The following is a 21,625-nucleotide window of genomic DNA, read 5'->3' on the forward strand; positions in this document are numbered from 1 at the left end:
TCTCATAAGCTATATTGTTGAAGTTAACACTCTGTTATTCTTGTAAATACAAAGTTAACTAAAATGATATAGCTTATTTCTTGCCTATCTAACTGGAATCTCCTTTTTCAAACATAGGAACTATTTTGTGGGAAGCCATCGTAAACGGCTTCCCTTTGTTCTTATATTCTTTACTTAACCTCGTGACGATACTGGCCGTCTCCCTGAAGATAAATAATAATTGTAGTATTTGCTCCGTCGAACTGATCTGCAAATTTCCACTTGTTGTCCCATTGTGTTACAGAAGGTGCTAATTGCATAAAGAAATAATCATCAGAACCTGTCGGAGCACTGTCCAAACCAGAGATCGTTGGTCCCCATTGAGCCGTTTCTGCATCACCGCCTTTATTAATCGTTTCCATCTGGAATTTATAACGCTGATCTCTACCCCAGCTTTCTTGTTTGAATTCAACCTTGCCGGTTCCTTCCCAAATACCTTTGCCTTTATATTCCAAATCCCAGATAGTGGCGTTGGATGGAGAGAAGAAAACGCTCATTTTAGTAATCTCGGTAAATGAGATTGTCGCAACGTTGAAATCTAATTCTATACGGTAAACACCTGTTTTCTGCGGAGTAATAGCTCCTTCTTCTTCAGCTTCTTTCAATGATGTGTTATTGTCAGTGTAGAAGATACGCGGACTTCCTGAATTGCGATCCGTGAAATAGTATGATTTTCCGGCTTCTAATTTTGTATAGATCTCGAACTCTCCTTGTCCTACCAATTTAAATGGAAGAGCGTCTGATAATGTTGTTCCCGTTTCAGAACCTTCTCCGGTAATAAATACTTCGTCCGGAATTTCGGTAAATCCGCTAAGACTTGTTATCGTTAACGTGCGGGAAGCTTCCGAGAAAACACGATTAATACCACGTGATGAAGCTACTTTCCAGATAACATCACCTGTTTCTCCAGGTGCTATACCAGCTTTAGTGGCTATTTTATTCAATACCTTATGCGTAATCGTTGCAGCATTAGTATAACCATTATTGTCTGACACAACAATATAAATTGGTTCAGAGAAGTCACCTCCTGCCTTATCGAATAATACTTCATATTGTGCTGCTCCACTATCTTCTACGCGAACAGCTTCCCATTCGAAATAAAGAGATGCTGAAGCAGAACTTAATAATTTTACAGATCTGTTATCCGTTGGTTCATAAAGCGCTTTTACAGGAGTTACTGCAGCATCTTTATAATTCATGTCGTCAGTACCGCAAGCAGAAAACGCAAATGCGATTGACAATAAAAGACTTATATTTCTTAAGATAGTTTTCATAATTATATTGTTTATTTTTTCTTCTGTTGAACATTATTTTGCATATCCCGGATTCTGTGGAGCCAGATTCTTATTCAGGTCTAACTGAGCCTGAGGAACAGCCCACAAGTAATCGCGACTTTCAATGAACTGGCGATTATCTAAACGTATATAGCTTGTGTTTCCATTTCCGAATTTTGCACCATATACATACCCATTCAGATATTGTGTCCCTGCTTTCCAACGAACAATGTCGTAGTAACGAAGACCTTCCATTGCTAATTCACTTCTACGTTCATTTCGTATTACGTCGCGTAACGCATCTGTGGACAGACTTGAAGGATAGCTTAATGCACCCGAGAGCGTAAATCCTGCTCTTTCTCTGATCGCTTTGATTGTAGTATCCCACACAGCTTGATCCATTTTTCCGGTCTCAAACATTGCTTCAGCATACATAAGTAATACGTCTGCATAACGGAACATAATAATATTTAAGCCGGCATCAAAAGTAGAAGTTGCCTTTTCATCATAATATTTCTTGACATAGTAGCCTGTTGAGGTAGAATTAGAACTTGCACTTACGTATAAATCTAATTTCTCACTTTCGGTTTCTCCTGTTCCGGGTTTGATGAAAATCGTTTTCTTTGTTCCATCAAACATTTCCCATTCTCCACCATGACGAAGGATAGTCACATCTAAACGAGGATCTCTGTTATCGTACGGATTATTGTCATCGTAATTTGAGTCGTCTGTTATTGCCTTACCATTTAATGTGATATAGCTATCAACCAAGCCTTGAAGAGGAGCAAAAGCATTCAAACGCGCACCTGCTGAAATCGGAGCCATATCGTAGAATTTAGACCATGTTTTCAAAGAAGGTACATAACCATAGTCTAAAATTACTTCTTTATTATATTCATTTTCAGCTTTAAATAGACCAGCGTAATCTGAGAATAAACCATATGTACCATATTCTCCTTGATTGTTTATCAGGCGGTTTGTGTATTCTATAACTTTTTCCCAATTACTTTCATAGAGGTAAGCCCTTGCCTGGAATGCACAAGCAGCACCTTTGGTGATACGTCCGTTTTCGTCTGCAGACAATTCACTGTTAGCCGGAAGTATTGCCATGATTTCATCTAATTCCTGATGAATGAATGCCAGAACTTCAGATTTGGATGTTCTTGAAATCGTTTTAGACTCTTCCAGCGTAATATCTTGCGTGAAGAAAGGTATATCACCATAGAAATTCACTAAGCGGAAGTAAATAAAGGCACGAATAAAACGGATTTCAGCTTTACGCCTTTCTATTAAAGAAGGATCCATATCAGGAACGTTGTCCACGTACTGAAGAAAGATATGGCAAGTCTTGATACCTCCATAAGCATCTTTCCATTCATCAGCGAAACGACCCAATGAAGGATCTGCTGTTCCATTACGTAAAGCTCTTTGAGCAGTATTGGAACGACCTTCAAAGACATTGTCGCTTAAAGCTTCGTCATTCCACATTCTATCGGCCGAATACACTTGATTATAAGCCATGTTGACCACCGTCTCCGCGTTATCTGCAGACTGCCAGAATGTAGCATCTGTGTATTTATTCGTTGGAACGGGATCCATGTCGTTACAACTGTTTAAGGAAATCATTCCTAAACAGATGCATATAATTGTAATAAATTTTATTTTTTTCATGTTCAATTTCCTCTTTTAGAATTCAATATCAAGACCAAATCCGAAATATTTCAATGAGGGATAGTTTCTTGCACTGTTCGCACTACCATCCATGTTTCCGTTGAATTCAGATGATTCAGGATCAATAAACGAGTTTTTACTGAATGTGAACAGATTCTGTGCATTTACATATGCATGGACATTCTGTAAGCCTAATTTCTTCGTCAAAGAAGATGGAATAGTATATCCAAACTGAATGTTTTTTACACGAAGATATTGTCCGTCGAATTTATAAAGCTCTGTACTGCGTTGATAGTTATTCTGTGTAGAAGTTGCACCGGCAGCCGTTAATCTTGGCCATTTAGAATCAGGATTAGTCGGAGTCCAGAAGTCTAATTGATGTTTATAGATAGCATATGAGTAATTTTCATGGAATGGTTCAACCAATTCACCACGAATCATCATATCTCTCTTGCCAACTCCCTGAAGGAATATAGATAGGTCAAACCCTTTGTACTCTACATTGTAATTAAAACCATAAGTGTAGCGAGGAAATGCATTTCCTAATACTGTACGGTCTTTAGAGTCAATTACTCCGTCTTTGTTCATATCTACATATCTTACGTCGCCCGGTCTTAGGTCTGATGCCGAAATTCCGGTTGGCAGAGCCGATGTTTCGATCTCTTCCATGCTTTGGAAGTATCCTTCCATCTTATAACCGTAGTAAGCCATGAAAGGTAATCCCTCACGAATAATTTTACTGATATTATCCGCTGTTTTAATCTGCTCTTCGCCCATAAAGCCGGTTACTTCGTTTTTGCTATCACCTACGTTCAATCCAAAATTATGATTGAACTCTCCGGTTCTCAAACGATAGTTCAGGCTGATTTCCCATCCTTGGTTTTTCATTTCACCGGCATTACTCTGGCTCAACTCTGTTCCGAATACTGTAGGTATCTCCGGTTTAATAAGGATATCTTTCGTTTTTTTGTGGAAATAATCAAAGGTTGCAGTCAAAGCATTGTTTAAGAACGAAGCATCAAATCCGATATTAAACGTATTTGTAGTTTCCCACTGTAACTCTTGATTGCCATAAGTAAATGCAGCTCCTGCAACACTACTATTATTGAAACCATAGCTATTACTACTGCTTTTATAAACTGTCAGATATTGGTAAGGGTCGATACTCTGATTACCCAACACACCATAAGTTCCACGTATTTTCAGGTCTCCTACTTTTTCTTTGTATTGTTCCATAAAACCTTCTTCAGAAATTCTCCAACCTAAGGATAGAGAAGGGAAGAAACCCCAACGATTTTCTTTGGGGAAGATAGAAGAACCGTCGTAACGGAAACTAAATTCAGAATAATATTTATCTGCATAAGAATAACCAACACGTCCTAAGAGTGAATTAATACTTGTTTCGCGCGTAGATCCTACAGAGTTATAGGTATCATCATCACTGATAACCACTTCACTACCAGTTGTTGGTGTGCCCAAAATGGGATCAGTATAACGATATTTCAATTGATTCTGACGGCGAGTATAAGATTCGTTTGTTGCTCCGAACAAACCTGTAATTGTATGATCTCCAAACGTCTTGTTATAATCTAATAATAACTGATAATTTAACAGATAAGCTTTCTCGTTGAAATCTTCTGTTTCTCTTTTAGCATTAACATAGACCGTTGGATTCTCTGCATCTGCACTTGAATAAAGAGGAACTTGTTTTCTTCTGATAAAACGATGATCAGCATAAATGTCTGCACCGAATACTCCACGTAGTTTCAATCCGTCAAAAAGCTTAACATCTAAGTTTAAATTTACGTTTACATAGTCGTTGTCTTTTTGTTCGTAACCCCCTTCACGTAATTCGCCAAGCGGATTCTGGTCTGTCAATGCATCATTGATCAGATATTTCCCGTTATCCGCCTGCATTCTATAATAGTAATATGAAGGAATACGAGAAGAATTAATTATCGCGTTTCCAGCTGTTGTCGCTTTTGAATTGTTTCTTGTATAAGCTAAGATTGAAGTCAATTTAAAACGACCATATTCGGTGGTAATATTTGAACGTAAATTATATCGGGTGATACCGTAACCATCTCCAACGAAATTACTTTCCTGATCATAAAAACCTCCCGAGAAAAGATAAGTCGTATTTTCACTACCTCCCGAAACGCTCATATTGTATGATTGTTGTAAAGCGGTACGTAAAATCTGGTCGTAATTCCATTCTTCTTCACTCTGATGATCATAAAGGTCTCTGATTTGTTCAGGAGTAAACTGAGGAGAAGAACCAACATTAGTCAATGCGAGATTTTTTAGTGTCGCATTTTGATAACCGGCTACCGGTCTGAACAACACAGTAGGGTCTTGCATCCCTATTTGTGAGTTCAAACGAACTGTGGGACGTTGATTCTTTTTCCCTTTTTTAGTAGTTACCAAAACAACTCCGTTTGATGAACGAGAACCGTAGATCGCTGCAGTCCCAGCATCCTTCAATACGGATACGCTTTCAATATCGGAAGGGTTCAATTTATTCAAACTTCCACTCTCTGATACCAATCCATCAATCACGATCAATGGACTGTTATTGTTCATCGTAGAGATACCCCGAATATTGATGTTTAATGAACCGTCATCGTTCGGGTTCATATTTCTTTGTTGGATATTTAAACTTGGTGAAGCTCCTTGTAAAGCCTGAGATACATTGGCTGTAGGTTTGCTTGCAATCATTTCTGAACGAACCTGATCAACTGCGCCAACGGCACTCTTTCTCGTTGTCGTACCATATCCGATTACGATAACTTCTTCCAATACTTCCGCATCTTCCAACATTGTGATTTTAAGAGAAGTCTGATTGCCGACAGTTACCTCCTGCATTTTGTACCCGATGTAGCTAACATGTAGAACATCGTTCGGATTACATTCGATTGAGAAGTTTCCGTCGAAATCTGTTACAGTTCCGTTGGTTGTACCTTTTACAACAATATTTACGCCGATCAATGGCTCTCCGTTTTTGTCAACAACAACCCCTTTAACCGTTGATTGCATAACAGAAGGCGATCCGGGGAGAATGTCTTTTCCTGGTTGGCTCGCGTGTGCTGTTGATGGCATCCCCGAAATAAAGGATAACAAAACGCAGATAAAAGCGCTTGTGCATAATTTCTTAATCATACCATACTTAGATTTAATAATTGTGTAGATAATTTTTTTAGAAGACCACTTTTAACTTAATGTGAATTGATTAGATTTTTTGTCTAATTCTTGATTCAGGTTATACATAGCATTTTCATTTCTTTATGATATTTTTATGTGTTTACATGTTGAGATTACGGAGGCAAATATATTTTCTTTTTAATGCAGTTATCACCCCTGCAGGTGTGAGAATTGTAGGTTGTCCTGATATCATACTAGATTGTCTCAATATGATACAAGTGTCAAAATGTACGGTAAGAAGTGTTTTAAGGCCTATTTTTCTCGTTCTGCCATGTGTTTGTCCCGATATTCTTTAGGAGTACAACCGAATTTGGCAGAGAATACACGGAAGAAAGTAGAGCGATTCGTGTATCCCGAACGATAGAGTATTTCATCTACAGTTAACTGTGTATTCAGTAATAAGTTCTGACTTATGTATAGACGGCTGTCTTTAATAATCTCAGAAAGACTTTTTTTGCTGATCGTACTTAGTTTCCGATAAAGATGGCGTGGGCTAATATGTAGTTCATTGGCTATAAATTCGGCGGATAGTTCTTTATTTGTTATGTTTTTATCGATAATATCGTATATGTCCTGTATAAATCGTATATCTTCTTTATGAGTCAGGTCTCCATCAATCATCTCGAAGGCGCTTAACGGCGAACTGTAATAATCTTTCAGTATCTCTTTTCTTGTAACCATCTGTTTGATTGTTGACTTTAATACTTCAGGATTAAAAGGCTTGGTGATGTACATCTCAGCGCCCGATTCCAATCCTTTTATCTGCGTATCCGTAGAGTGACTGGCAGAAATCAAGACAACCGGTATATGTGCTGTCTTTTTATTCTGTTTTACCATCTGGGTAATGCGAATACCGTCTAGACCGGTCATCATGACATCCGAAAGAATAATATCCGGATGTATTCTTTCAAGCAGACTTTCTACTTGCGTAGGATCGTTCACTTTTATCACATTATACTCATGCGAAAGCGTTTCATTAAGTAACCATAGCATTTCTTCGTCATCGTCAATAAGTAAGGCTGTTGGTTTGTTTTTGTCGAGTGTGATATTCGTACTCTCTTCTTTAACCGGAACGTAGGTGTTCGGAATTCTCATTTCCTGACTTAAGCTTTTGCGTGATTCGTTGTCTAAGTTTAAAGTGCTCTTACTGGCTTCCAGTTCCGGTAGTGTTACGATAAAATTCGTCAAATTATCTGGAGAATTGGTCGCTTCAATTTCACCACCCAGCAATTTGACCATACTATATGAAATGGCAAGTCCGAGTCCGTTTCGTGAAAGGATATTTTTGCTTTCCTGCTTCTCGAAATTGTCTAAAACGACATATCTGTCAAATATCCGGTCGAAATCTTTGGGAAGAATACCTTTCCCGGAATTGGCAACAGTTATGATTAATTTATCATCTTGCTCTATAAGAGAAACTCTAATCAGTCCTCCTTCAGGAGTATATTTATGAGCGTTAGACAATAGATTAGAGAGTATCGTGTAAAAGAAATTACTATCCGTATTCCATGTCATATCTTCTGCAATAGCTGTTTCCAGATGTATTTTTTTAGATTCCAATAAGTCATGGAATGACGTTAAAATATCATTGCTCATCTTTTCGATGTTCAATTGTTCGATTTGCGGCTTTTTATTTCCTGTTTCAATCCGTCTGAATTCAATCAAGTCCTGAATAAGATCATTAAGACGTACGGCGTTTCTTTGTATAATTTCAGTATAATTTTTAATGAACGGGTCAATATTATAACGAGACAAAATACGGGAACAAGGACCATATATTAATGCTAATGGGGTACAGAACTCGTGAGCGATGTTGGTAAAGAAACGAAGTTTAGACTCATAAACTTCTTCTCTGTGTCTGACTTCTTGTTTTTCTTTCTCTCTCGCCTTTCTTTTGTGTTCTTTTATTCTTGCCGACCGGATTAATAAAACTAATACACTTATTATTGCTATGCTATAAAAGAATACTGCCCAGCGGGATGCGTACCAGGGTACATGAATGGTTATCTCCATACGGTAAACGGAGCTTTCCTGTCCCGTCAAGCGATTTATAAATTTCACATTGAGCGTATAATTGCCCGGTGTTAGCCCGGTAATTGGTATTGTATTGGATATACCATTATCTATCCATGAGTCACTTAATGGATTTAACTGATAATAACAGGTGTAATTATGACTGTTTACATAATCCAATGTTACGAATGATAAGGAAAAGAAATTCTGGTTATGACGTAATCCGATATGTGTAGGAGAATCTTTATCTTCAAGAAAGTCATATAAATTAACTTCCTCCCCATATAAGATGAATTTATCAAATTTTACTTCCGGGCTAAATGGAGGAATCGTTTTACGCGTATCGGATATGGTGATAAACCCGTTTATGCCGCCGAAGAGAAAAACTTCTCGTTTCTTATCATAAAAAGAAGCACCATCACTGAACTCTATGACCTGTAATCCGTTATGTTCCGTGTATGTCTGGAATAATTGATCTGTCATGTTGAATTTAACAATACCCTTATTCGTACTCATCCACAAATTATTTGACTGATCTGCCAATATGCTGTGAATCGTATTGTTGAGGAATCCCGTTTTCGTATTAAATACTTGTAGCTGTCCGCTTTCCGACCTTTTAACCAATCCATCACTCGTGCCCAGCCAGATGTTTTTTAACTCGTCTTTATAGATTGAAAATACATCATTCATGGTTTGCTTATAAAAGGAACTAAGGGTATATATACTTGTCGGGAAAACCTCCAATGTATTTGTTAAAACGCGGAACGCGCCATAGCCACGATTTCCAAACCATAGAACAGAGTCATTTTCCTGATATAGCGTAAAGAAGTAATTATGACTTTCTTCATCTGTGTTTTTTATAATTTGTTTTGGATTGGCTAATACAGGCCTATCTTGAGTTCCTTCTATATCGAATCGGAACACACCCATGCCAACTGTCGCAATCCATAATGAATTATCCGGTAATTCCTTTAACGCATGAATGTATTTAATATCCTGTCCGTTAAATTGAATACGGGTTTTCTCTATCTTTTTACTCTTATAGGAAAAATAGTTTAATCCTTCTTCCGTTCCTATCCAGCAGATATCTCGTTTACTTTCATCGAGAACATACACCGAATTGCTTATTAATTCACTGTTATCTTCCCTGAAATGTTCAATCTCACCATCCGGAGTAATATAGCTATGCTGATTATTATTCGTTTTGAGTTTGAGTAGTCCGTCTCCTTTCGTGCCAATCCAAAGATTATCCTGTTTGTCCACCCATAACGCTCTTACCGGTTTTTCCACCTGAGGGTAAAAAAGACTGAACTCATATGATTGTATGGAGTACTGAGTTTGTGAATACATATATACTCCCTGTCCGTCTGTCCCGATCCATAGAATATCCTGACGTTGGTCTTTAAGCAAACAAAACACACCCGAATTAACATTAATCTCTTCTATAACATAGTGTTTGTCTTCCGGAGATTTCTTTTTTAATGCAATCAGACCATTTGTTTTAAAGCCTATAAAATATTCGTTGTTGAATTTAATAATAGAAGAAATAGTCCCTTTATCGATCAGTTTTTTATCTATTTTCCTTACATAAAAGGTCTTTTTCTTTAACGCATCATATTCGTACAAAACAAACTCATTGTCAATGAAATATAAAATGTTACTATTTTCCTGCTCATGAAAACAATACAATAAATTAGGGTCATGCTCAAATAATTCTACTGGCTTCAGCGTGATTTCTCCTTCTGCATTTTTCTGAATTTTATAAGCCGGATGCTCGTTTTTCTTTGTTATGATCTGTAAAATGTTATTGTCGGTGATAACAAAATCCAGAATGTCCGTATAAGATAACCGATTTAATGAAAGCGTATCAAATGCTCTTTTTACATTATTATAATAATGAATAGAATCATCCGAATTAATGATGTATATACCGTTTGAATTGTCTTTCTGAATATGATATACTCCTTTGAACTGTTCGAAAGACTCTGTTCTTTGTAAGAACGGATCAAGTCTGTCCAACCCATAATTCGTATGCACCCATAAAGTGCCATCGTTGGACTGGATAATATGTTCTATCAGATTTCCCGATAAGGCTTTACTGGCGTCGTCTGGATTATATAGACGGATATTGACCCCATTATAAATGTTTAATCCATCACATGATCCAAACCACATAATTCCGTCTTTGTCCTGACTAATTGATAGGATTGCACTGTTTGAGAGTCCATCTCGATTAGTTATTTGACGAAGATTATACGCAAAAACGGAAATTGGAATGAGTAAAAAGCAAAAAAACAGGCTTATTCTTTTTATCATAGTTGCCATGTTCAAACAAAAATAGGATTTTTATACCTTGCAAAAGTAATAAAAAGAAATAGTTTCGGATTGACTGGCCTTTTAGAGGCTGTTTAAATTTTTATTCGTGGCTTCTTAGAGCCTGTTTAAATTTTTATAGGATATTTCTTGAGGGCTTGTTTCGGTCTTCTTTCGTCTTCTTTTTTGCTTATCTGCATCTCCGCATTCAATCACATAGCCCGCTATGCTCATTCATGCGGATATACAACTAAACAAAAAATAAAATGAAATAAGCCACGAATAAGAATTAAAACAGGCTCTTATATTTTTTTCTTTATGGTGAAGAAGAACGTTACTCCTTTACCCAGACTGCTTTTAGCATAGATGTGCCCTTTGTGAAAGTTAACTCCATTTTTAACGATAGAAAGTCCGAGACCTGTTCCCCCGATTTTCCGACTTCTACCTTTGTCAACACGATAGAAACGTTCGAATATGCGGTTGATATGTTCCTCGTCAATTCCTACTCCATTATCTGAAAAGCTGAAATAATAAAATTTACTGTCCTCACGATAACAGTTTACGGTAATTAATACACCTTCACCGGAATATGCGATCGCGTTATCAAACAGATTGCGGAAGATGGAATAAAGCAATGAATAATTCCCATGTACACTCGGATCTCCAGGTAAGATAATTTCAGATGTAATCCGTTTTTCATCCATCTCCTTAGAGCATTCTTTTTGTATCTCATTAATAAGTCGTCCGATATTTATATCAGAAAGTTCGAACATATCTGATGCTTCATCCAAACGATTTAACACGGATATGTCTCGTAATAGGTCAGTCAGGCGACTACTTTGCGAATAGCACCGTTCAATAAAGAAGCGTTTTTTCTCTTCCGATAATTCAGGATTTGAGATGATTGTTTCCAGATAACCTTGAATACTACTTACAGGCGTCTTCAATTCATGCGCAATATTCTGAGTCAGCTGTCGCTTCATTCTTGTTTCCTCCTCTTGTCTTGAAATATCATTGATAGACAACTCATACGTATTGTCTAAGAATAAAAGACATTCTATCTGGAATATTTTCCCCTCTTTATCTATTGTTACAGGTTCAGGCAATACCTGTTTCTTCCTATTGGGATTATGAATATTGGAATTCAGGAAATACAAGATCGGTTTTAACTCTTCAATCTGCAACGCTTCCTCTGTCTGATCAATCCGGTTGTCTGAAATAAGATTGAGATACTGGATAAACAGGTTATTCGATAAAATCTCTTTTCCATCAGCCGTAAACATGGCAAAGCCTTCTTTGGAATATTGGAAATGCTTGATCAGTTTTTCCCTTTCCATGGAGACTTCATCCTTCGCTTTCTGCTGTTGTTGGTAAAGCGTGATGATGTTCTGTGAAATATCTCCTAATTCGTCATCCGGAAATGTGTATCTCACTTCCGGTATCCGGTTTAGATCTACATTAAGAGCGAAGTCTCTCAATTTTGAAATAGTCTTCCCAATGCTAAAGGTGAAGCGTGAAAGAACGACAAAGAACAGCAGCGTCATCAATAACATGAAATAAATAAAATCCTTATTGATGGTCAGAACATCCTTCACATACATATCGTATGGTAATGCTGTCCGGTAAATGAAATTATTAATATTACTTGCCGAATAGAAATAACGTTTTCCTGTAGAGCCTGACGAACGGATGGAATATCCTTCATTATTCGATCTGGCTTTGCGTACCTCTGTGCGATTGTTGTGATTGTCCAGATGCTCCACGCCACTGTTATCGAAAATAACTTTACCGTCAGGTGAAATAATTGTTACACGAATATCGTGTTGCGGTATTTCAACAGTGAAACCTTCTATTGTCTGTTTTATATCGTCGGATTGTGCTAACCTATAATAGAGTTGGTGGTTGTAGTTGGTTAGTACGATATTTAGTTTCTCTTGTGCAAATTCACGCTCCCGTTGATACTGGAAAATAAGAAAGCAGGTGATAAACGCCAAAAATATAGCAAAAACCGACCAGAATAGGCGGAGGCTAAACGATATTCGTCTTGGCTGTTTTGGCGGTAATTGCGACATATCTTTGATGTAAATTAATATTCAAAGCAGTAGCCAAACCCCAAACGGGTAACAATGTTTTTTCCGTACGGTCCGATTTTCTTACGCAAACGAGTAATATTTACATCCACAGTCCGATCAAGCACATATACCTCATCTTTCCAGATGCGAGATAATATTTCCTCACGGGAGAATACACTGCCTTTGTTTTCTAAAAGCAAACGAAGTATCTCAAATTCTTTCTTTGTCAGTGGAATTTCTTTATTATCAATCGTCGCTTTGATGCGTTTGGTGTCTAAGGTAAGTGATTCATACTCCAATATGTTATTTTCTGTTTCAACAGCCTTATCTGTCGTACGTCTGATCACTGCTTTAACGCGGGCAATGACCTGTCGGATCGAGAACGGTTTAGAAATATAATCGTCAGCTCCCAGACTAAATCCTGTTAGCATATCATTTTCGGTATCTTTAGCCGTAAGAAAAATGATAGGTGTATTTGCAGTAGCGGGATCTTTTCTTATCAGACTTGCCAATTTAAAACCCGATATTTCTCCCATCATGACATCCAGCAATAATAAACTGTAGTTTGTGAGTTTTAATTTTAACGCTTCTTCCGCATTAAGTGCCGTATCTACTTCATAACCTTCAGTCTCAAGATTAAATTTTAGAATTTCACACAAATCTTCTTCGTCGTCAACTACAAGAATACGTGGTATATCTGCCATAAGTCTTTGAATTAGTTATTACAAAAATAAGTATTTTATACAAAGGAACGACAGGTTTGTTTCGGTATAATGAAATACGTATTACGTTTTAATTACACCGATGCTATAACCAGATCGTAAAAACACTTCCTTTGTCTGTTTCTGATACAACTGAGATACCTACTTTCACTTGCGGTGATGGAATATTAAGGCACGCTTCAGAGGCATTTTTTTATCAGATTAATCAACACCTGCTCTATTTGTGTAGTATCGCACAAGGTATGATGGGGTTATTTATCACCGTCAGTTACTTCCCATATACCGTTTTTGTCAGCCCCTATCCGGGTTAACACACCTTGATTTTTCAGGTTAGAAATGTCTCTACGGATAGTTCTTTCATGTACGGCAAGCGCTGTTGCGAGTTGAAGGATGGTTATATAATCGTTCTCTTTTATTAATCGAATGATTTGGCGTTCTCTATCCGTCAATTTTACACGGACATTTACACGGACATCGCTGTCTGCTTCAATGCTATCATTCTCTATTGAAGATTGATAATTATGGATCATTTGCTCCATATTGCGGATATGTTCATCAAACAGAAGCTGATTCTCAATTTCCGTAACCGTAGATCCCTCGATAGCTGTAGAATGGGTAATAAGAGAGTAAAGATAAAATTTGTCATAATCTATCTGCTTGCCTATACCCAACTTTTCGAATTGGGATAGGAGGGCTAATATCTTTTGTTCTCTGTCCATTATCTATCGGCAACAGGATTTCATCCGGTTTAAATCAAATAAATTTTGATATAATGTCATTAAAACGATAAAGATAATAGAATTTCTGTGATAAATAAAAATAGTACGGCTACCTCAGGTTCCTCTCCAAGTACAACCTAATTTGGAAATATTTCCGTTTGGGCTTGTGTAATAACCAAATGCTTATTACATTTGTGATGTCAATAAATAATTAATCTTTGAAGTAATGGAAAAGGAGGAGATAGAAGAAAAAAATCAAACATGTTAAGCGCAATCTTACTTTTTTCTCAGTTTTTGGAAACGAACTCGAAAAAACAGAACAAGGGCGGCGGGACATGACGAAAACAGTTGATTACTTACTTGATCAGCTAATTGAATTAGTAAAGCAGCGAAAATAAAAACAATCCCTTTAAAGGGGGGAGGATTATACCAATAAGACATGAGCGAAATAGACAAATTACTGGAAAAATGGCATACGCTTGCCCCAGAAGAAGAAGGGTCGTTTGTAAAAGATAGTATTGAGGCCTTTAACAGCAAGACTGACAGTGAAAAAGAAAAGTTTTTAAATGACTTTCAAGAAGAAGCAAAAAAGGCGTGCGATGAAGCTGAAGAACTGATTGAAGTAATAACGATGCGTGATCAACTGGACCCTATCCTGCCTTATATTAGCTTGTCAACTATTGCGAGTGAATATTTTGGAAAGTCCAGAAATTGGTTGTATCAGCGGATTAATGGAAATTTAGTAAACGGAAAGCCTGCTAAATTTACTGCTGACGAAAAAAGGTTATTCCGGAATGCTATTAACGATATAATAAATAAACTGCAGGGCGTTAAGGCCTCTTTAGGTTAATTATTTATTGACATTTATAATTGTGCTTTGCGGGAGCCCCGGATAACTTTCGGGGCTTTATTTTTTAAAATAATCGTACATAATTATAAGACTTCCTTGTTTTTATGTCGCCTCTGACAAACGGAACCTTTTCACTGTATTCTTCCTTACCAATATATACTCATTGCCTATAGCCTGTACAAATCCCTGATTAATAAATTCATCATATGTCTCCAAAACAATGTATTCCATATCCATAAAGTCCTGAAGGGGAAATGAAAAAGAGTTATATTGTAAAGAAACTAATATTACTCTCTTGTATTCATTCACTATTTTAAATTAGCGATCACTATGACAGGATTGTCATCCTCATTTATTTCTTTATCAAGACAGTTTTTCAAATCAGAAAAACGCTCCGGATATACAATTGAAACAAGTTTGTTTTTTTCTGATCCGTTATTCTGTACCGGTGTAAAGACCGGTCCCTTTTTTAAATCCTCCTCAAATCCTGATTCGGATTTATTGTTAGTTACATTTGAGAGTGACCAGGTTGGTTTGTCCACAAACAAATAATTGAACTCGTTTTTATATATATACGTTATAAGAAGAAAACTATCATTCTCAAAAATAGTTCTTACTCCTACCTTTTCTCCGTATTTTTTGAGATTCTTGAAGTCATTCTCATCATGTTTGTTCAACTCTTTGCATACAATCTCATAATGGGGCTCCATCTTTCCTTTGTCATTAATCTTATAGACAAAATCGTGCACCGCATTTTTGTAATACACTACGTTTTTGTAATAATAAAAGAAAGGAAGATCAAACAACAGCATATCATCTTTCTCAGACTTAACACTTGTCGGAGTTTTGTTGATTACTTTCCCGTTTTTATCTACTTTAAATAATTCGAATATGTTCTTGTTTTTCTTGATTCGGTTATAGTAGTTGTTATAATAATAAATATTGTTTTCATCCATTGCAATAGTCCAACTGGATTCTTCTATCGGTATTTTCTTAATAAACCGGCCATCGTATGTGTATTTGTATAAATTTCTGTCAGGCACACTAACTATATAAACCGACTCGTCAGATTCGTTTACATGAAAGAACATAGCACCAGAATATTCACCCGGACCATTACCTTTTTTACCAATCTGATTAAGTAAGTTTCCGGCAAGATCAAACCTGAAAAACAATTGCGTCTTTTGATCACCTACGAAAACATAATCTCCACAATATATCTGAAGCTCATTACTTAGCAAACATTCAGGCGTGGTTTCCAGAGGAATATATTTAATATCTTTAGCTACGCTACTAATCGTTTTAGACTTTTTATTTGACAGATTAGCAGATAATTCGATTTTCTTCTGTGCCGATATTCCTATAGACAATAAAGTCAGTAAAGCACCAATAACTATTCGTTGTAAGTAGAACATAATCTGATGGTTTAATTAGTATTATTCATGTCTCGAATTCTATTGTCGTTCAGGATTTACAATCACAAACTTGTCTAATACAAGTATTTGCAATTTCATGTAACAATGTTGTAATTCCTTGTCTTACTCATTTAAAAGTCACAATCATTAAATACGGATTATCATCTTCATTTATTTGTGCAATTTAGTGCTTTTCAGGTAATCCAAAAGAAATATTCTTGATTTTTATTAAAAAAGAAAATGTGGTACCACTTGTTCAGATCATTGCCGGCTTAACCTGCAATTTTTTGATTACTAAAGCTCAGTCAATCGAAAGATTCCGGATCAGGTTCGGAATGACGTACATTTGACATACTTTCGACAATGATATTGTCTTTTTTTTTATTTGCCTTTTTGATGTAAATTTCCCGTTTTTGCTTTCTTTGGGAATTTTCAAAAGTGTTTAAAACTGTTTATTTGGCTTGTTTTGTGTGAAAATATGTTTCTTTGGCGCGAAAAAACGTCACTTTGTTTTCAAAAATATGAAGGTTATATTTTCGAAGATAACCTTTATGTTCGGAAAAGTATATAGTCTTTTTTTATAAACCCTATAGACTTTGATTCAAAATCCTGATATCCGCTATTTTTTGCCCTTCCGGAAAAGCGCGATCTCTGAAAAAGGCCGATAAGAGCCGGTGTGCCAAGTTTTGTTTCAAAATGGCTATGCATATTCAGCGGTATGTTAAAATGCTGTTGTGCCTAATGAGTTGAGGTGGGTTCCTTTTTGATGATAAAAACTCCTATTTATGATCAAATTGTTTTTTTTGCTCTTTGTTGGGATTTTGTCTGGCAAACCGGCAAACCGAGCAGACATAACCGTTGAGACGCAAGAAATTCATTAAGTCAATTTATAATTTGAATGAATATTCATTAAGGCGAGCATTTGTCTGTAATCGTAAGAGGCCAAATTATGCTTATAGTAACCGGGAAGAAAAAATATCTCCGAAGCCGCGAACGGTTGAATGAACTGATCTTGCGTACTCCGATAACCGGGCAACACAGTTTTCAGAATGTCATTCCGAAATCTCTTAACATCTTTATAATATATAAGAGGTGGAATCCGATATGGTGTTTTTGTCGCAAAAAAAATAATTATCTTTGCCGGATAAACAATCAAAATAACTGATCATGTTTGATTTTCTTGACGTTTATCCATGGATACTTCCTTTTATTATCTTTTTTGGACGTATATGCGATGTTTCTCTGGGTACATTAAGGATTATTTTTGTTTCAAAAGGAGAGAAATATAAAGCGCCACTTGTCGGCTTCTTCGAAGTCTTTATCTGGATTGTCGTTATTTCTCAGGTCTTATCCCGAGCGAATGGATTAGTTTCCTATTTATCTTATGCCGGAGGTTATGCGGCCGGGAATTTTGTCGGAATAATGATTGAACAACGTATCGCTTTTGGGGTAATCCTGTTTAGAGTGTTTACTCAGAAGAACGGTCTGGAACTGACTAAGGCTCTTAATTCAAAAGGGTTCGGTTCAACATGTATGAACGGACAAGGAGCTGTGTCGAATGTTGATGTTGTAGAATCTGTGTTTGACAGAAAATTTGAGAAAGATGTTGAATCCATTGTTCGTGAATTTGATCCGAATGCTTTTTATATAGTGGAGGACATACGGTCTAAGCAACGTGGTATATTTGGCAGGACTTCTTCCATATTCCGTTATGGAAGACCAGGCAAATAGTTATCTTTTCGTAAATAAAAAATCTGTTACGTTCTTTTTTCTATTTTTGAGCGTTGGTTGCAACCTTTCTTAGGTTGTTTGGTCTAAAACAAGGGGGTAATTTAAAGAAAGCATGAATACAATTCCGAAAGAAAGAATTGAGAAACTCCGGATTGAGTTGAATAGACATAATTATAATTATTATGTTCTTTCTATGCCGGAGATTAGCGATTTTGAATACGATGTGCTGATGAAGGAGTTACAGACTCTGGAGGCGGACTATCCGGAATTTGCTGACTCTAACTCGCCAACTCAACGGGTGGGGAGCGATTTGTCTAAAGACTTTGAACAAGTGGTACATCGCTATCCGATGCTTTCGTTAGGTAATACGTATTCTGAAGGTGAAGTCCGTGATTTTTATGAACGTACAGCCCGCTTCCTGAACGAACCTTTTGAAATTGTTGCGGAATTAAAATATGACGGAACATCAATTTCTCTTTTGTATGAAAATGGGACACTTGTTCGTGCGATTACGCGTGGTGACGGAACAAGAGGAGATGATGTTACGGCAAATGTGAAAACAATACGTTCAATTCCGTTGAAGTTGTTTGGGAAAGACTTTCCTGAACAATTTGAAATGCGTGGAGAAATTTTATTACCCTGGCCAGAGTTTGATCGTTTAAATAAAGAACGGGAAGAACAAGAAGAACCATTATTCGCAAATCCGAGAAATGCTGCTTCGGGTACGTTAAAGTTACAGAACTCTGCAATAGTTGCTTCGCGAAGATTGGATGCCTATTTTTATTATATGCTGGGTGAAGAACTACCGACCGACTCTCATTACGGTAATTTGGAAGCTGCTCGTTCGTGGGGCTTTAAAGTATCGGATGCTGTTCGTAAATGCACTACGCTTCAGGAGATTTTTGAGTACTTAGCCTATTGGGATAAAGAACGTAAGAATTTGCCGGTGGCGACTGATGGTGTTGTACTGAAAGTAAACTCGTTAAGGCAGCAAAAGAATCTTGGTTTTACGGCAAAAAGCCCACGGTGGGCGATTGCGTATAAATTTCAGGCTGAACGCGCCGTGACGCGTCTTAATTCCGTCTCTTATCAGGTAGGACGTACGGGTGCCGTAACTCCGGTTGCAAATCTTGAACCGGTGCAGCTATCGGGTACAATCGTGAAACGTGCCTCATTACATAATGCGGATATTATTGCCGGACTTGATTTATATATCGGAGATCAGGTATTTGTTGAAAAAGGAGGAGAGATCATCCCCAAAATAGTTGGGGTGGATGTTAACTCTCGTTCCATATTAATCGGAGAAAAGGTCTGTTTCATTAAGAAATGTCCCGAATGTGGAACAGCGCTAATCCGTCCCGAAGGAGAAGCGGCGTATTATTGTCCGAATGAAACGGGCTGTCCTCCCCAGATAAAAGGGCGAATTGAGCATTTCGTAACCCGGAAGGCTATGAATATAAATATCGGTCCTGAGACAGTAGAAGATTTGTATAATGCCGGTTATGTGAAAAACCCGGCAGATCTTTATGTTGTCAAAGCAGCAGACCTGTTACGCCTGGAACGGTGGGCTGAAAAAAGTGCCGACAATTTCATCAAAAGTGTGGATGCCTCGAAACAAATTCCTTTTGAGCGTGTACTTTTTGCGTTAGGAATTCGTTATGTTGGTGAAACTGTTGCAAAGAAATTGGCTTATGCCTTTCACTCTATAGAAAGTCTGGAGGCTACTACAATCGGACAACTTATTGAAGTCGATGAGATTGGAGAACGTATTGCCCAAAGTGTGGTTTCTTATTTTGCCAATTCTAAAAATCGCACATTGGTTAACCGACTAAAAGAATATGGCGTGCAAATGAGTCTCTCAGAAGCTGCTTTGTCAACGCGATCCAACAAATTATCAGGTAAATCTGTTGTAATAAGTGGTACGTTTGCTTTACATTCAAGAGATGAGTACAAGCAAATGATAGAACAGCACGGAGGAAAAAATGTCGGTTCAGTATCGGGAAAGACAGATTTTATTCTGGCGGGAGAAAATATGGGGCCGGCAAAGCTTGAAAAGGCAGCAAAATTAGGCATACAAATATTGAATGAGAATGAATTTCTTATGATGCTTGAGGAATGATATTTGGAGAATACTTTTTTAAACGAAAAGTTCGGAAATTAATAGAAGATTCCCGTTCGCGAGAGCATCGGTTTTGTAATTTAGACGAAGCCGGTAGCATTCTGATCCTGTGCAGAGAAGAAGATCGGTTAGCTATTGAACCGCAACTAAAAAAATTACGATCAATGAAGAAGCAGATACGCTGTGTTTTTTCCAGCAAGGATGCTGTTTCTCAACCGGATGATTCATCGTTGTTGTTTATTGATAAAAGTAAAGAAGCCGACAAATACGGTATCCCGAATGATGAAGTTAGCGCAAAGGTTGCAAAAATACCAGCCGATATATTGATCGATTTAAGTCGCGGTAAATGTCATGTGTTGAAAGTTTTGATGCTTCAACACCAAGCTGCGTTTAAGATCGGGGAGAGTCTTCCCGATAGTTCCTTTTATGACTTTTCGATTTCAATGACAGAACGTGGAGGAACGGCTGATTTGTTTGAATATCTATTATTTTATTTGCAAAGTATCCGCTCCAAATGATATAATTTTCTATTTTTGCATGACAAATAGAATAAAGAAGAGGAACTAAATCTCCATGGCAGATATTAATTTAAAAGGGATGGGGGTCGCTTTGATAACCCCATTTAAAGAAGATGAGAGTGTTGACTATGAAGCGCTGAATCGTTTGGTTGATTATCAGTTGCAGAATGGCACCGATTATCTCGTCGTACTTGGAACTACGGCAGAAACCCCGACGTTGACAGAAGATGAAAAGAGGGATATTGTGCGTGTTGTTGTTTCCAAGGTAAAAGGTCGCATCCCTGTCGTGTTGGGAGTTGGAGGAAATTGTACTCGTTCGGTGGTGGATAAACTGAAAAACGATGACTTTGCAGGAATCGATGCGATATTATCTGTTACACCGTATTATAATAAGCCTTCGCAGGAAGGATTATATCAGCATTATAAAGCTGTTTCTGGAGCAACCAAACTTCCGGTTGTCTTATATAATGTTCCGGGAAGGACAGGCGTAAACATGACGGCAGAAACAACGTTGCGTATTGCGCGTGAATTTAAAAATGTGATCGCCGTAAAAGAAGCTTCCGGTAATATCACGCAAATGGATGATATAATTAAAAACAAACCGGCTAATTTTAATGTGATATCCGGCGACGATGGAATAACGTTCCCTTTAATTACTTTAGGAGCAATCGGTGTTATTTCAGTTATCGGAAATGCATTTCCGCGGGAATTCAGTCGCATGGTCCGGCTTGGTTTGGCAAGTGATTATGATAACGCCCGTACAATTCATCACAGTTTTACGGAATTATTTGATTTGTTGTTTGTTGATGGAAATCCGGCAGGAGTTAAAAGTATATTAAATGCGATGGGATATATAGAGAATAAACTGCGTTTACCCCTGGTCCCGACGCGAATTACCACATTTGAAAAAATCAGGACAGTTCTGAATCAGCTTAATATTAAGTGTTGATGTCAGATTAGGGTGTTTT

General features: G+C 37.3%; 13 protein-coding genes. 5 read left to right on the forward strand and 8 right to left on the reverse strand.

Translation table 11 applies throughout. From position 1 onward, the window contains the following. Positions 1-170: 170 nt before the first annotated feature. The 7 genes from PHT93_RS06360 to PHT93_RS06390 form a co-directional block, all read right to left on the reverse strand. Entirely contained in the window at positions 171-1,313 is a 1,143-nt protein-coding gene (locus PHT93_RS06360; RefSeq protein ID WP_300240825.1) for a SusE domain-containing protein, read from the reverse strand. A 33-nt stretch (positions 1,314-1,346) separates the two neighbouring features. After that, positions 1,347-2,984, reverse strand: coding sequence for a RagB/SusD family nutrient uptake outer membrane protein (locus PHT93_RS06365; RefSeq protein WP_300240827.1), 1,638 nt, complete (start codon positions 2,982-2,984; stop codon positions 1,347-1,349). A 15-nt stretch (positions 2,985-2,999) separates the two neighbouring features. Further along, the gene (locus PHT93_RS06370) at positions 3,000-6,020 is read right to left on the reverse strand and encodes a TonB-dependent receptor (RefSeq protein WP_300240938.1); all 3,021 of its coding nucleotides are present in this window, start codon (positions 6,018-6,020) and stop codon (positions 3,000-3,002) included. A gap of 417 nt (positions 6,021-6,437) precedes the next feature. Beyond that, positions 6,438-10,514: a hybrid sensor histidine kinase/response regulator transcription factor gene (locus PHT93_RS06375; protein WP_300240830.1), complete on the reverse strand. Its 4,077-nt coding sequence runs from the start codon at positions 10,512-10,514 to the stop codon at positions 6,438-6,440. A gap of 299 nt (positions 10,515-10,813) precedes the next feature. After that, positions 10,814-12,583, reverse strand: coding sequence for an ATP-binding protein (locus PHT93_RS06380; RefSeq protein WP_300240833.1), 1,770 nt, complete (start codon positions 12,581-12,583; stop codon positions 10,814-10,816). Positions 12,584-12,597: 14 nt separating this feature from the next. Beyond that, the gene (locus tag PHT93_RS06385) at positions 12,598-13,287 is read right to left on the reverse strand and encodes a response regulator transcription factor (protein ID WP_300240835.1); all 690 of its coding nucleotides are present in this window, start codon (positions 13,285-13,287) and stop codon (positions 12,598-12,600) included. A 269-nt stretch (positions 13,288-13,556) separates the two neighbouring features. Beyond that, positions 13,557-14,024, reverse strand: coding sequence for a DeoR family transcriptional regulator (locus PHT93_RS06390; RefSeq protein ID WP_300240837.1), 468 nt, complete (start codon positions 14,022-14,024; stop codon positions 13,557-13,559). 439 nt (positions 14,025-14,463) lie between these two features. Between PHT93_RS06390 and PHT93_RS06395 the strand changes: the two genes are divergently transcribed. Then, complete coding sequence (locus PHT93_RS06395) at positions 14,464-14,874, forward strand: DUF5053 domain-containing protein (protein ID WP_300240839.1); 411 nt, start codon at positions 14,464-14,466, stop codon at positions 14,872-14,874. Between the two features lie 308 nt (positions 14,875-15,182). Here PHT93_RS06395 and PHT93_RS06400 read toward each other — a convergent pair whose 3' ends face one another. Beyond that, the gene (locus tag PHT93_RS06400) at positions 15,183-16,289 is read right to left on the reverse strand and encodes a 6-bladed beta-propeller (protein WP_300240841.1); all 1,107 of its coding nucleotides are present in this window, start codon (positions 16,287-16,289) and stop codon (positions 15,183-15,185) included. 1,167 nt (positions 16,290-17,456) lie between these two features. Here PHT93_RS06400 and PHT93_RS06405 point away from each other — a divergent pair. The 4 genes from PHT93_RS06405 to dapA all read left to right on the forward strand — a co-directional run bounded on the left by PHT93_RS06405 (position 17,457) and on the right by dapA (position 21,606). Next, on the forward strand, positions 17,457-18,020 hold the full coding sequence (locus PHT93_RS06405; protein ID WP_300240843.1) for a DUF2179 domain-containing protein: 564 nt from the start codon (positions 17,457-17,459) through the stop codon (positions 18,018-18,020). A 112-nt stretch (positions 18,021-18,132) separates the two neighbouring features. Further along, complete coding sequence (ligA, locus tag PHT93_RS06410; protein WP_300240845.1) at positions 18,133-20,139, forward strand: NAD-dependent DNA ligase LigA; 2,007 nt, start codon at positions 18,133-18,135, stop codon at positions 20,137-20,139. Beyond that, complete coding sequence (locus PHT93_RS06415) at positions 20,136-20,657, forward strand: hypothetical protein (protein WP_300240847.1); 522 nt, start codon at positions 20,136-20,138, stop codon at positions 20,655-20,657. Before ligA ends, PHT93_RS06415 begins: the two co-directional genes overlap by 4 nt. Before the next feature lie 55 nt (positions 20,658-20,712). Then, a complete protein-coding gene (gene dapA, locus PHT93_RS06420) occupies positions 20,713-21,606 on the forward strand; it encodes a 4-hydroxy-tetrahydrodipicolinate synthase (protein WP_300240849.1) in 894 nt (297 codons plus the stop codon). Positions 21,607-21,625 lie beyond the last annotated feature (19 nt).

It is taken from the genome of Massilibacteroides sp., assembly GCF_028705895.1.
Classification (GTDB): Bacteria; Bacteroidota; Bacteroidia; order Bacteroidales; family Tannerellaceae; genus Massilibacteroides.